Origin of the sequence: Chryseobacterium culicis, assembly GCF_002979755.1 — a bacterium.
In the GTDB taxonomy this organism is placed as follows: Bacteria; Bacteroidota; Bacteroidia; order Flavobacteriales; family Weeksellaceae; genus Chryseobacterium; species Chryseobacterium culicis_A.
This window is the reverse complement of the sequence record NZ_PCPP01000001.1, coordinates 1,403,276-1,417,482: the sequence shown is the minus strand read 5'-3', so window position 1 is coordinate 1,417,482 and position 14,207 is coordinate 1,403,276. Positions and strand designations below refer to the sequence as shown.

The window sequence follows — 14,207 nt, the reverse complement described above, 5'->3', positions numbered from 1 at the left end:
CTATGAGAATTTTTTTTCTATTTTGTATCATTTCAGTAACATTAATAAAAGGCCAGTTTAATGGTGAGGAAGGCTTTTATAGTCCTGAGTTTTCTAAGAGTCCAAACTCAAGTGAATTTAAAGTATATGGAGGAACCAATTTAAATCTTTCGTTAGGTAAGCCGGATGTTAATATCAATTTACTTTCCTTAAATATTGATCATAAAAATAAGCTGGATGTAAATATTAATTATGATGTTGCACTTAATAAGCCAGATACTTATCCTTCATGGACGGGTTTGGCATGGAATCTAAGTACTTCAGGAACTATTACGAGAAATTTGAATGGTGTGGCAGATGAGTCTGATTCAGAAGCTTATTATTATAAATATAGCCTTTTGAATTCAGGTGATTGGAATTCAATCGATAAGCTAAAATCATATTCCTATTTTTATGAATATGAAAAAAATGAAAAAGCATTAAATCCTGATACTTTTAGCTTTTATGTAAATGGTATATCAGGTACTTTTATTAAAAATCATGAGGGAAAATGGATTGTAAACTCTGACACACCTAATTTGTCCGTTACAAATACATTAAGAAATAATGAGTTCGGTATGGACAATTTCATATACTCCTTTATCATTACAGACGGTGTGGGAAACAAGTATACTTTTGGAAACCAATATTCAGCAATTGAGATTTATCGAAGTAGAAAAAAGACTCAGAATCCAAGGCTCGGTGCGGAATTTTATAAATATGTGAAAAATTGGCATTTAGCCAAAATTGAATATTCAACTGGAAAAAATGTTGACTTTAGCTATAATAAATCTGGAGAACTCATCTATTTTAGAAGTTCGTATTCGGGGTACAAACGTTTTGCATATGGTGGTTATGGTTTGAGTGGATGCGCAAAAGATATTGATAAGAATAACTGTTTTAATCTTTCAAGCTTTGAAGAAGGAGAGTTTAGCTATTTGGATAAGGTTAATTTTGATAATGTTGAGATAAAATTCAATAAATCTTTGGCAAATAGTCTTGAATTCACCAACGAAAATGTATACCTAATTGATGGATTTGAAATTAAACCTCCTGATAATTACTATAACCTTAAACACTGGTACAAACTTGACAATATTTCTTATAGCGTAAATAATAAAAATGTAGAAAATATATACTTTGAGTATGACGAGAACCCTGCAAAGCGATTAAAATTAAAAAAAATAAAAATTGGTGAGGCAGTAAATAACAAATATGAATTCCAGTATAATAATAACTTATTTCCAAAATTTAATAACGGAAATACTGATCATTGGGGATATTTCAATGATAAGACTTTTAATTTTTATGCAGTGAATTCTACAGATATCAATACAATTGCGGCGGCATATCGACAAGCGAAAGAACCGAATTTTAAATTAAACGAAATTTTAGAAAAAATCTTTTATCCAACGGGAGGAAGTACTCGTTTTCATTATGAACCTCATGAGTATACTAGAATGACTAATTATAACAATGATTTTTTCATCAGTGAGATTAGTCCGAGAAGGTTAGCAGGAGGTTTCAGGGTGAGCCATATGATTGATTATAATATTTCAAACGTACCTTCCCAAAGAAAGTTCTACTACGTTAAAGACATTCTTAATAGTAATTTAAATTCTAGCGGTGTTTTATCAAATACGACAGATTACAATCATAACCAATATACTTATAGGGAAATTTCACCTTTAAGTTGGCCATTAAACTACACTAACGGGGCACATATTGTATATTCAAAAGTTTACGAAGAAAAAAGTAACGGAGGACTAAGTGAATATGCATTCAGTAATCAAGATAATGGCTTTATTGATCAAAAACCTGATAACACACTAATGACTACTGCACAAAGGCAAAGGATCACATTAGGCACCAATAATTATGTATGGAGCAATGCCTATATGGAATATAATGAAAATGCGGGTACTAGAATAAATTCTTTTAACTCTCTTCAAAAAGAAAGAATGAAGATATTGTTTAAAAAAGAATATACGAACACTAAAGTATTATTAGCTGAAACTGCTTATAATTATAACAATAAACCTGTAAGATTTTCACAACATGCTAGAATAGTCGAAATTGATGGACGTCCTTTTGGTCCTGTTCCAATGGGTTGGAATGCGCAAGGACAAGCTCTAGACAACACTTGCGACGTTATTAATGTTTCAGCTTATAAACTTTATTTTTACAATCATTATTTAGACTCTGAGACGAGAAAAGATTATTTCAATAATGGAAATGTTACCACTACTACAAAGTACTTTTATGATGACGCTGATGATGACCTTCTAAAGAAAGAAGAAACGACTTATCCGGACAATAAAGTAATTTCTAAAACATACCACTATGCAAATGATGTTACAATAAATAATCAATATTTGGTTAGTAAGAATATGATAGGGATTCCATTGGTTACAGAGACAACGAAAATAGAGAACCCTACAAATAAAATTCTAACTAAGTGGGAAACAGTTTATCCTACTTCCCAAGCAGATGCTAATACATATACTAGTGGTTTGCCTCTACCTAAATCGGTATTATCACATAATCTTAAAGATTTGAATAGCCCGGCTCCCGTCCCAACGACAGAAATCACTTATGACCTCTATGATCCCAAAGGTAATATTCTACAATATACCAGTAAAGATGGTAAACCAACCACGATCATTTGGGGATATGGTCAAACTTTACCTATTGCCAAAATAGAAGGAGAGGCATATAGTAATGTAATGACCTCTTTAGGAGTAAGTAGCTCATCTTCAGGATACACAACTCTTCCTATTTACCTAAAGTCTAATGCAGATATAGATGCATCTTCTGAGCTATTGCTAATAGAAGCGCTGGATAATTTTAGAAAAACCCCTGCTCTTGCCAGCTACAACATAACAACCTATACTTATAATCCATTGATCGGGGTGACAAGCATTACTTCTCCAAGTGGAATAAGAGAAAATTATACCTATGATTTGGCCAATCGATTAGAGAAGGTTGTAGATAATAATGGAAAAGTGCTTAAAGAATATAAATATAATAATGCCCCAACAGCCTATTATAATGTTATGAAAAGCCAGCCATTTACAAAAAATAATTGTACTTCAGGTATGATATCCAATTCGATAACCTATACAGTTCCTGAAGGTAGGCATTTTTCCATCATCAGTCAGGCAGATGCTGATCAGAAAGCTTTAGATGATATTAATAGTAATGGGCAGAATTATGCTAATTCAAATTTAACCTGCTTTTATCCATATTGTGATTTCAACGCTCTGGCTTCCAGTCAATATATTATGATGCAATATGCTCCTTTTCAAAAAGTAAATCACGTTGTTAATGCTCAATTAAATTTTATGGTTACTTCAAGCCAAAGTGTGAATTGGTCTGATTCAGTACAATTAGGAAATATACCTGGACCATGTTGGCCAACTACCACAGTTACTAGATCATCCGGGAATTGGCAGGTTACTCTTTATCAGGGATCAGGACAGACTGTTTTAAGATGGCTAGGAAGCGGAAATCCTTCTACAGGGACGCCATACAATATTACCTTTAGTTATGATGTAAATTAAAAACAAATCTATGAAAAAAATATTCATTCCAATAGGAATTCTCATCATAGGAACTGCCCAAGCACAGCTTTCCAGTACAGAAAATTATGTGTATTCAAAGACGTATTTGTCAGATCCTACGCTTGCTAATATTAAAAGTTCCGAAACCGTTCAGTATTTTGACGGATTGGGAAGACCTAAACAGATTGTCAATGTCAAAACCTCTCCATTAGGAAAAGATGTTGTTACACCTATCGTATATGATGCTTTCGGAAGGCAGGTTCAGGACTACCTTCCTGTTCCACAAGGAGGAAGTCTCAACGGAGCTATTACTCCTGATCCATTAGCAAATTTGGGCAATACCCCCTATGGTTCTTCAGAAAAAATCTATTCAGAGAAAATTCTGGAAAACTCACCATTAGACCGTATTTTAGCTCAAAAACAGGTGGGAACTGTATGGGATAACAAACCTTTACAATTTGGGTATGATACCAATATCATTGGTGAGGTTAAAAAATATACTGCTACTTTCAATCATACCACTTTTACCTCCATTCTGAACTTATCAGGCTCCTATGGACTAGGACAGCTATATAAAAATACAGTTACCGATGAAGACGGGAGCTCAACTATTGAGTTTAAAAACGGTCAGGGTCAGGTTGTATTAGTCAGAAAAGTAATCAGTGCTGGCGAAAATGCAGATACCTATTATGTTTATAATGATTATGACCAATTAGCTTATGTGATTCCTCCCAAAGCGGTTTTAGAAGCAGATCCCAATACCGTGCTTAACGATTTATGCTATCAGTATAAATATGACGGAAGAAACCGTCTGGTAGAAAAGAAGCTTCCCGGTAAAGGTTGGGAATATATGGTGTACGACAAACAGGACAGGTTGATCATGACCCAGGATGCTGTCATGGGAGCTTTAAAACAGTGGTTTTTCACTAAATATGACCAATTTGGAAGAGCTGCTTACACCGGAATATATACCAGCTCCCAGACTTATGGCAGTGCAGGAAGAGTTGCAGAACAGGTATCAACAGATGCTAAAGGGAGTAATAACGTAACCAGATCCTCTACCGTAGGGTTTACCAACAGCGGGTTAGGTGTCTATTATGACAATGGTTCTGCCAGCTATCCGGGTTCTGTCACTAAATTATTAACAGTTTCCTACTATGATACTTATCCGGCAGGTTCCTCTGCGGTAACCAATGTATTTTCCCAGCCTCTTCTTACAGATAATCCTGCTGATCCACAAACTACCAAGGGACTTCCTACCGCTTCCTATATCAAAAATATAGAAGATGACAGATGGACGCAGAACTTCATCTGGTATGATACCAAAGGAAGAACCATCGGATCAAGAAGCAACAACTATTTGGGAGGCTATACTGTGATCAACAATAAGCTTGATTTTACCGGAGTTATTCTCCAGACCAATACCTATCATAGAAGGCTTGGTACAGATACTGAAAGAAGTATCGTAGAAAAATTCACCTATGATTCGCAGAATAGGCTTCTTACCCATACCCATCAGATTGACAGCAACCTTGTTGAATACCTTGTTCAGAATAAGTATAATGAAATTTCCCAGCTGGAATCTAAGAAAGTAGGGGGAACAGTTGCTGCATCTCCATTACAGACCATAGATTATCAATACAATATCAGAGGCTGGATGACAAAAGTTAATGATCCTGCCAATCTGAACGGAAAATTATTTGGCTACGAGATGAAGTATAACAATCCTGTTTATACCAATACTTCATCCGGAAGGTTTAATGGAAATATCACTGAGATTGATTGGAATATTTCCAGTGCAGAGGGTTTGAAAAGATATAATTATCAGTATGACTCCTTAAACAGACTATTAAAAGGAGCATATTCCGAGCCCAATTCTTCAGTTGCTCAAAATAATTATTTTAACGAAGAGCTGAGCTATGATCTCAATGGTAATATAAAAAGCTTAAAAAGATTTTCATGGCCTGTTTCCGGAGGAACGACTGCGGAGAAGATTGATGATCTGATCTATAATTATCAGAATGGAGATAAAAGTAATACCTTAGACAAAATTACTCTTCCTCCAGGCGTCCTTAATAACAGGTCAGGATACAATGCCTTACAGGGAACCATGGCCTATAATCCTAATGGGAATATGACCGATCATCCTGACAGAAAAATGAAGATAAGCTATAATTATCTTAATCTTCCAAATTATGTTGGGATTAACGCAGGTATCATAGATAAGTCTACTACCAGCTATATCTACAAAGCAGATGGCACGAAAGTCTCTAAGATATATAATAATAATGGAACAATAGAAACTAATTATCTTGACGGGTTCCAGTATGATAACAGACATGGATATGATATTTCAGCATCCCTTTATACCATTCCTGCATTGAAATTTGTACCTACCTCCGAAGGCTATTATGATTTCACTGAAAATAAGTATATTTACAATTATACAGACCATTTAGGAAATGTAAGGGTGAGTTACAGGAATAATGGCAGCGGAGGAACTGAGGTCATTGATGCCAATAACTATTATCCTTTTGGATTAAAACATCAGGAGGGTCCTATTATACCAGCTCCTTTTGAAGGAGTTCCCTATAATTACAAGTACAATGGCAAAGAACTTCAGGAAAGTGGAATGTATGATTATGGAGCGAGGTTTTATATGCCGGATATGGGAAGATGGGGTGTAGTAGATCCGTTGGCGGAAAAAATGAGACGTCATAGTCCTTATAACTATGCTTTTAATAACCCTATTAGATTTATTGATCCAGATGGAATGGCACCAGAAACTGTTAAACCAACAAGTGAAGGAGCAATGACCGCTATTAAAAATACATTGAGATCTGAAGATAGGGAATATGTACAATTTGATAAAGATGGTAATATTGATAAAGAGCTAATAAATTCTTATAATAGTGACAGTGGAAACTTTAATTCATTAAAAGAAATGGTTAACTCAGATATTACTGTTGAGTATTCAATTGCAGATGAAATTACTTATATTAGAAATGGCGAAAATAAAACCCGGCAAATGGGGGAGGTTGAGATCAATAAAGATGGTAGTGTAGAAGTTGGGCTTTTAGGACAAACGATAATTCCTAATGATCCTAAAAATCTATTTTCTTCGACAAATGAAAATGTTCAAGTATATACAAATGCCAATTTAGATGAAACTCGAAGATCCCTTAATGTATCTCATGAAATGTTTGGACATGCTTTACTTTACATTAGAAATCCTAAAGATTTAAATGGATGGAGACATATAAAAGCAGGAGCTGTTACAGATTCTAATGGTAAAACATCTTTTACTGAAGGAAACCAAAATTTAAAAAGAATTATTAACAAATCCACTGAAGAAACAAAAAACAATATAAATAGATAAAAATGAAACAAATAATATTTTCAACTGTATTTTGTTCTCAATTATTTTTTTCTCAAAATAATTTAATAAATCAAGATAAATCTGTTTATCAGTTAGATAATAAAATTATAGAATTAAAAACAGTTTCATTATATAATGAATATGATGAAGATCTAATAGTTTGGCTCAGCAAAAGTAAAAAAGAAGATTATAAATCATATTTTTCAAAAAAAGGAGATTTTAGTTTATTGGAATGGCTTAATGATGATAATTTTTCGGACTATACAATTGACGTTTATAGTACCTTTTTGAAGATTGTAAAGCCAAAAAACTCTTTTATTATTTTGTATGATAAGGATGCTCCTGTGGTAAATTATATTCGTAAAAATGAACTTCCTCAATACATTCGAAAAACAATATCACGTATAGAAAAAGACAGTGATTTTAAATTATACAAGTCAAATTATATATTTATAAAAGGATAGTTTTTTATGTAATTATTATCTATAGAAATTGTTTGTGATTTTAATTATTTTTATAAAAGCGTATAATACGCAGCAGTAGATCATTCAATTTGATGCAAAAAATCACCTGCTGGCGCAAGCGTCTCGCTCGTGTCCACGCTAGAATAAATAACAACCCTTGCATTTGTGTAAGGGTTTGTTTTATAATATGAGTTCTACTACTTTTAAACCTTGAATAAAAAACAACTTTGCTTCATTCCGCAGAAGCTTAATCTATAATTGAATTCTGAGAATCTATATATGTAAACTTAATAATTAAGACAGGGACACGAACGAGAAGCTCGCGCCAGCAAGAGAAGAAGTCAAAGTTAATATAATCAATTAACTCTTTGTAATAATATTGAGTAAATATGTCAAAAAAAATTATTGTACCCAAGAATAAAGAAGCTGAAATTGCATTGGATTATGATGTTGCAGGTTCAGATCAGATTGTAGAATTAAGTATAACGAATGGTGAATTTAAGAAATTATGGGATAGAGGTATCTTTATTCTAATTAATAAAATATCCAATAGCAATATTGATGATTTTGAAGATGAGCATATTACAAATTTAGATTCTATATATAATTCATTGAATGAGTTAAAGAAAAATTCTAATAGCTCAAATGAAATTAATAGAATGTTTGAATTGGCTTTGTCATATGGAACCAGCATACATTTTTATTTCTAATTATCTTGTACGCCCGCTGGCGCGAGCATGCTGCTCGTGTCCACGACAGAATAAATAACAACCCTTGCACTCTTGCAGGGGTTTGTTTATACTATAAGTTTTACTACTTTTAAACTTTGAATAAAAAGCAACTTTGCTTCATAAATATAAATATTTTAATCAGCAATGTAATGGACAAGTTATTTCAAACTCATATGACCTTATGACTCATTTTAATATTGTCAAATCATCAGATGGTAATAAAATTTATTTGTAAGATTTAAAAATAATTTCATTAATTAAAATAGGAGATTCTATAGTGAAGAATAAAGACGTTACTTACTTTACTGTTTATAAAAAAACAATACTAAAGTAATTTATGATATGTACAATAAAAACTTGAAAATTATAAAATGAACATAATATATTAATATTCATTTTTAAAATTGTATAATTCTTGAGTATACTTTTCAATCTCACTATAACATAAATCATGATACCACTCAATATTCACCTTATTCTAAAACTGATAGCTAGATTTTTGTTTCATACATTAATCGTTTTCAGCATAAATCTTATATATTTCCTAATAGTATATTACAATGTTTTTAAACTGGATAGATTTATTGATGTTTATAAAATGGGAAACAGTAATGATGCAATAATTAATATGATGATTATGGTATACTTAATACCAATATTGCTTTCCTATATGTATTATATTATTTTTATTTATAGGAAAGAGAATTTATCTTTTAAAATTATTTTTTTTTGTTGTGGTACTGATATTGTCCCAGCAACCTTATTCTTTTTGGATAAAAAATATACTAGATTAATATCAATAAATGAAAATCATACTCAACATATTGCAAGCCATTTGTATTATTTCTTTTTTAATTTTTGTCTTTTTTGATTAATGGCAATAGCGAGCAGTCACAAAATTCCTTTTCAAACTTATTTCACAGTAGGAATTGTACTGTTATTTTCAATTGTACTTTATTTTTTTATTGGATATTTTAAAAGGAAAATAAAGGAGTTGGTGTTGTATAATGGTCTACACTTATATCCATAATAAAAGTCTCTCACTTTGTATAAAATACCAATTACCACTTTCTAACCGTCTCTACCTACTTCAGAAGTCCCTCCAGCCACTTCCATAACCCTCTATACCCACTTCAATAAGTGGCTATAACCCCTTTCTCAACGGTCTACAACCCCTTGGTTAACGGTCTCTATACCCTTATCAAAGAGGCTTTAGTCCCTTAATGAACTCCCTTTACCCACTTGTTTAACAGGGTATAGCCCCTTACCTAAGGGGGTAGAGGGGGTTGGTGAAGGGGGTAGAAGGTTATAGGGTGATATAAGTAGTATAAAATGAATAGGTTATATTTTTATATCTGAAAAAAATGTATATTGGTGTTACCAAATTAAAGCGTAATCCGAAAAGCATATAGAGTAGGAAAAAAATCAAAAAATTAGTATTATGAAAAACCTAAGAAAACTTTCAAAAAGAGAATTAAAAACAGTTCAGGGAGGTATCCCAATGTGTCTGCCAGGATATTTCTGGTGTTCATTTGTGAAAAAATGTATTTCTGTGGGATCACCATGCGGACTTATTGATTAATCTGATTCATGACAATAATGTAAAGAACAGGCTGCTTCAGAAATGGAGCAGCCTTTTTTAGCAGATGATTCCCGTTCTGACCTTTTGTCTATTTTTCTTCATGGTAAAAGGATAAATGAGAAATCCTTACTTTTGTGAGTATATAACAATAACCATGATCCTCTCCAAAATAAACTATACACTGGCAATTCTTATCATTGCTTTAAATCTTGTTATTCTTCCCATAAATATTATCATGATTATGGATAGTAAATCATTATTCCAATCGGGGATGGATATTGTTCTTTTCTTAACTGTTGGGAATTTATCGTTAATCCCTGCAATTCTGACTTTCTTTAAAGAACGCAGTAAAAAGATAGCCCTGTTGTTTTTAAATGTTCTTGGATTGTTGATTGCAATACCGGTAGTCTATTTAATCTATGCAATGTCAACAATTCAATGTTAAGCTTATAAAAAACATGCTTGAATAGGATGTGCTGCTTATCAATCGACTTAGGAATCAGGAGCGTTAAGAAAATTTGGATGTAATCCGTTAAAAAATTTCCACTGTCTGAGCATGGAGCTTACTCAGAGCCGAAGCAGAGCCAAATGATCCATGCGAGTTTGGAAATTTTAGGAGTACATTTAAATTTTTAGCGGATGATTCCAGTCTTGAACTTTTGTATACTTTTGTTTCAAGACAAAAGTATAAGTAAAATCATGAATGAAAATCATCAAAACAGGATTTTTATCTCTCACCGAAAAACTGTATTTTTGTACATCTAAAAAGTAAAAGAACGAATGAATTCCTACAAAAATCCATTGGAAGAACGCTACTCCAGTGAAGAAATGTTATTTAACTTCTCACACAATAACAAATTCCAGAATTGGAGAAAGCTTTGGATAGCTCTTGCTGAGATCGAAAAAGATCTTGGTCTTGATATCACAGATGAGCAGATTGCAGAATTGAAAGCTAATGCTGAAAATATCGATTACGTAAAAGCAGCAGAGTACGAAAAAAAATTCCGTCATGATGTAATGGCTCACGTTCACGCCTATGGTGATGTGGCGCCTTCAGCAAAAGGAATTATCCACCTTGGAGCAACTTCAGCTTTTGTAGGAGACAATACAGATTTAATTCAGATCCGTGACGGACTTTTAATCCTAAAGAAAAAGTTGGTGAACGTGATGAAGAATCTTTCGGATTTTGCGATTCAGTATAAAGATCTTCCTACTTTAGGATTCACACACTTCCAGCCGGCTCAGTTGACAACGGTAGGAAAAAGAGCAACACTTTGGTTACAGAGTTTGGTTCTTGATATCGAAGAATTGGATTTCTTCCTTGAAACTCTTCGTTTCAGAGGCGTAAAAGGAACTACAGGAACTGCTGCAAGTTTCCTTGAACTTTTCAACGGAGATTATTCTAAAGTAAAACACTTAGATAAAGAACTTTCAAAAAGATTCGGTTTCGAAAAAGTTTTCGGAGTTTCCGGACAGACTTACGATAGAAAAATTGATGCGAAAGTAGTTGCTTTATTAGGAAATATTGCACAATCTGCACACAAGTTCACAAATGATTTACGTTTACTTCAAAACCTTAAGGAAATTGAAGAACCATTCGAAAAAAACCAGATCGGTTCATCTGCAATGGCATACAAGCGTAACCCAATGAGAAGCGAAAGAATCGGGGCGTTGGCAAAATACGTAATGTCTTTGACAACAAGTTCTGCAATGGTAGCTTCTACACAATGGTTTGAAAGAACATTAGATGACTCTGCAAACAAGAGATTGACAATTCCACAGGCATTTTTAGCGGTTGATGCTATTCTATTGATCTGGAATAACATCATGAACGGAATTGTTGTATATCCAAACAGAATCAACAAACATATTATGGAAGAACTTCCTTTCATGGCGACAGAATATATCATCATGGAAGAAGTGAAAGCAGGTGGTGACCGCCAGGAGATTCACGAAGTGATCAGAGTTCACTCGATGGAAGCTTCCAAGAAAGTGAAAGAAGAAGGTAAAGAGAATGATCTTATCGAAAGAATCTTAAACGATGATTCTTTAAAACTAGACAAATCAAAACTGAAGGAGGTTCTAGATCCTAAAAACTTTATTGGTTTCGCGCCAATCCAGACGGAGGAATTCATCAAAAATGAAGTACAGCCGATTATAGACCAAAACAAAGACTTAATAGGATTAGAAGCTGATCTTAAAGTATAAAACAATATGCAGTCTTTTCGGCTGCATATTTTATTTCCAATCTCACCGAATATGAAAAGACTACTGGTAACCATTATATTAATACCAATGCTTTCTTTTTCTCAGGGAAAAGAAGTTTTATATTATTTCAAATCCAAAGATTCTCTGGTTGGGGTAAAAAATAAAGCAGGAAAAATAATTGTTCCTGCACAGTTCAAAATCTTTTCATTCCTTAAAGATGGAGATCCTGTAGAAGGAGAAACTATTCTTTTTGATGGTAGTAAAGAAGGCGAAAAACCGGAGAAAAATGAATGGGGATATGTCTATGATAAAAATGGAAAATTCCTGTATAAAGCTTTTCTTTATGACAATGGAGCTGATTATTTCTCTGAAGGATTGAGAAGATTGGTTAAAAATGGTAAAGTAGGATTTGCAGACCGAAACGGAAAGATTGTTATTGAAGCTGAACATGATTTTGCATCACCCTTTAATTATGGATATGCTGCATTTTGTGACGGCTGTGATTGGGAAAAAACCAATGACGAACACAGATCCATTGTAGGCGGAAAATGGGGAGTGATGAATGGAAAAGGACAAACTGTTCAGCCATTGGCAAAATCAACAGAGAAAGACATTGAAATCGATGGAAAATATTACCCGAATCCTTTTCAATACAATGAAAAAGAAAAAAATATTCTTCAGTTCTTTGAAAGACAGAAGACAAAACTTTCAGATCTTTATTATGTAAATTTTTACAATAAGTTATCTGAAAATGAAAAGAATCTGTTTTTTGAAATCGTAGAAAGACCCAAAGAAAACTTTCCGTATTATCAGGTAAACACCTACAATTACAGGAAAAAGGAATTGGATATGCTTTACCGCTTCAAATTCCTGGTTTCGGAAGATGGTAAAACATTTTATGCGATTGAAGATTACAATGAGAAAAAAGTTCCTTTTGAAAACTGGTTGAAAGAAGAAATAAAAAATGCAGAGGATTTTCAGAAAGTACATCAGGATAATCCTAATAAATTTATCAACAAATAAAGATAAAATTGGAAATTCTACAGTTCAAATTTGATGAAGATAGACTTATTCCTTTAAATTTGTACAGAATAATGGTTAGAGGGAAATATTTCTCTCAAAAATTTCCAATATAGATGGGTTTAAAGAAAGAAACTTTAGCTCAGAAAAAGTAAAAAGAAAAATAAATCTAATATTAAAAATCTGACATCTAATTTTTAATAATGTTACAGAATCAAAATCATCAACAATTAATGACCGATCTTAAGGAGCTGGTAGACAAGACAAGAAGTCAGGTTGCAGCTCAGGTAAACTCGGCAATGGTGGTTTTGTACTGGGAAATAGGAAAAAGAATAAATGAAGATGTTTTAGATAATAAGAGAGCAGAATATGGCAAAGAAGTTATTGTACAAATTTCTCAGCAACTTACGTTAGAATTTGGAAATTCATTTTCTGAAAAAAATATCCGGAAAATGATGCAGTTTGCGTCTGTTTTCAGTGATTTTAATATTGTCGCATCAGCGATGCGACAATTATCGTGGACTCATTTTCTACTCCTTATTCCTATTTCTCAAGATACTAAAAGAAACTTTTATCTTGAAGTTTGTAAAATTGAAAATTGGAGTGTCAGAGTCTTGAGAGAAAAAATCAATTCTCTGCTTTTTGAACGAACAGCAATAAGCAAAAAGCCCGAAGAAATAATAGATAAAGAACTGAAAAACTGGTCTGAAAATAATATTTTAAACCCTGACTTAGTTTTTAAAGATCCCTATTTTCTTGATTTTTTAGAATTGAAAGATACCTTTTCTGAAAAAGACTTAGAAGAAGCCATTATTGTGGAGCTGCAAAAATTCATTTCTGAGTTGGGTAGTGATTTCGCATTTCTTTCAAGACAAAAAAGAATCACCATAGATAATAGAGATTACTACTTGGATTTACTTTTCTATCATAGAAAACTAAAATCTTTAGTGGTTATTGAGTTGAAATTAGGCGAATTTGAAGCCAATCATAAAGGTCAGATGGAGCTTTATCTATCCTATCTTAATAAATATGAAAAAATAGAAGGTGAAAATCCACCCATTGGTTTAATCCTTTGTTCAGGAAAAAATTCCGAACATATAGAACTCATGAATCTGGAAGGGGATAATATAAAGGTTGCAGAATATTTACTTATCTTACCTTCTGAAAAAGTTTTGCTTGAAAAATTGCATCGTTCAATAGAGATAGCAAGAAATAAATTTGAAAATTAAAAATAAATCTAAT

The 14,207-nt window shown here is 32.8% G+C and carries 9 protein-coding genes; all 9 read left to right on the top strand.

The window, feature by feature from the left end; all coding sequences use genetic code 11:
• The first annotated feature begins 2 nt into the window (after window positions 1-2).
• Window positions 3-3,581 carry a DUF5977 domain-containing protein gene (locus CQ022_RS06590; protein WP_105680660.1) on the top strand — a complete coding sequence of 1,193 codons (3,579 nt, stop codon included), beginning with the start codon at window positions 3-5 and terminating at the stop codon, window positions 3,579-3,581.
• A gap of 10 nt (window positions 3,582-3,591) precedes the next feature.
• On the top strand, window positions 3,592-6,960 hold the full coding sequence (locus CQ022_RS06585) for a DUF6443 domain-containing protein (protein WP_105680659.1): 3,369 nt from the start codon (window positions 3,592-3,594) through the stop codon (window positions 6,958-6,960).
• Window positions 6,961-6,962: 2 nt separating this feature from the next.
• Window positions 6,963-7,424: a hypothetical protein gene (locus CQ022_RS06580; protein ID WP_105680658.1), complete on the top strand. Its 462-nt coding sequence runs from the start codon at window positions 6,963-6,965 to the stop codon at window positions 7,422-7,424.
• A 389-nt stretch (window positions 7,425-7,813) separates the two neighbouring features.
• Complete coding sequence (locus tag CQ022_RS06575) at window positions 7,814-8,134, top strand: hypothetical protein (RefSeq protein ID WP_105680657.1); 321 nt, start codon at window positions 7,814-7,816, stop codon at window positions 8,132-8,134.
• Between the two features lie 1,462 nt (window positions 8,135-9,596).
• Window positions 9,597-9,737, top strand: a complete 141-nt coding sequence (locus CQ022_RS22905; RefSeq protein WP_153816321.1) for a bacteriocin-like protein — start codon at window positions 9,597-9,599, stop codon at window positions 9,735-9,737.
• Window positions 9,738-9,891: 154 nt separating this feature from the next.
• Window positions 9,892-10,182, top strand: a complete 291-nt coding sequence (locus CQ022_RS06565) for a hypothetical protein (RefSeq protein ID WP_105680655.1) — start codon at window positions 9,892-9,894, stop codon at window positions 10,180-10,182.
• 335 nt (window positions 10,183-10,517) lie between these two features.
• Window positions 10,518-11,945 (top strand): adenylosuccinate lyase, encoded by a 1,428-nt coding sequence (gene purB / locus CQ022_RS06560; protein ID WP_076597264.1) that lies wholly within the window; start codon window positions 10,518-10,520, stop codon window positions 11,943-11,945.
• A gap of 51 nt (window positions 11,946-11,996) precedes the next feature.
• Complete coding sequence (locus tag CQ022_RS06555) at window positions 11,997-12,968, top strand: WG repeat-containing protein (protein ID WP_228421476.1); 972 nt, start codon at window positions 11,997-11,999, stop codon at window positions 12,966-12,968.
• Between the two features lie 200 nt (window positions 12,969-13,168).
• A complete protein-coding gene (locus CQ022_RS06550) occupies window positions 13,169-14,194 on the top strand; it encodes a YhcG family protein (RefSeq protein ID WP_105680653.1) in 1,026 nt (341 codons plus the stop codon).
• Window positions 14,195-14,207: the final 13 nt, after the last annotated feature.

Coding starts and splice junctions, on each gene's coding strand:
- CQ022_RS06590 (WP_105680660.1), top strand. CDS start 3: ATGAGAATTTTTTTTCTATTTTGTATCATTTCAGTAACATTAATAAAA.
- CQ022_RS06585 (WP_105680659.1), top strand. CDS start 3,592: ATGAAAAAAATATTCATTCCAATAGGAATTCTCATCATAGGAACTGCC.
- CQ022_RS06580 (WP_105680658.1), top strand. CDS start 6,963: ATGAAACAAATAATATTTTCAACTGTATTTTGTTCTCAATTATTTTTT.
- CQ022_RS06575 (WP_105680657.1), top strand. CDS start 7,814: ATGTCAAAAAAAATTATTGTACCCAAGAATAAAGAAGCTGAAATTGCA.
- CQ022_RS22905 (WP_153816321.1), top strand. CDS start 9,597: ATGAAAAACCTAAGAAAACTTTCAAAAAGAGAATTAAAAACAGTTCAG.
- CQ022_RS06565 (WP_105680655.1), top strand. CDS start 9,892: ATGATCCTCTCCAAAATAAACTATACACTGGCAATTCTTATCATTGCT.
- purB (WP_076597264.1), top strand. CDS start 10,518: ATGAATTCCTACAAAAATCCATTGGAAGAACGCTACTCCAGTGAAGAA.
- CQ022_RS06555 (WP_228421476.1), top strand. CDS start 11,997: ATGAAAAGACTACTGGTAACCATTATATTAATACCAATGCTTTCTTTT.
- CQ022_RS06550 (WP_105680653.1), top strand. CDS start 13,169: ATGTTACAGAATCAAAATCATCAACAATTAATGACCGATCTTAAGGAG.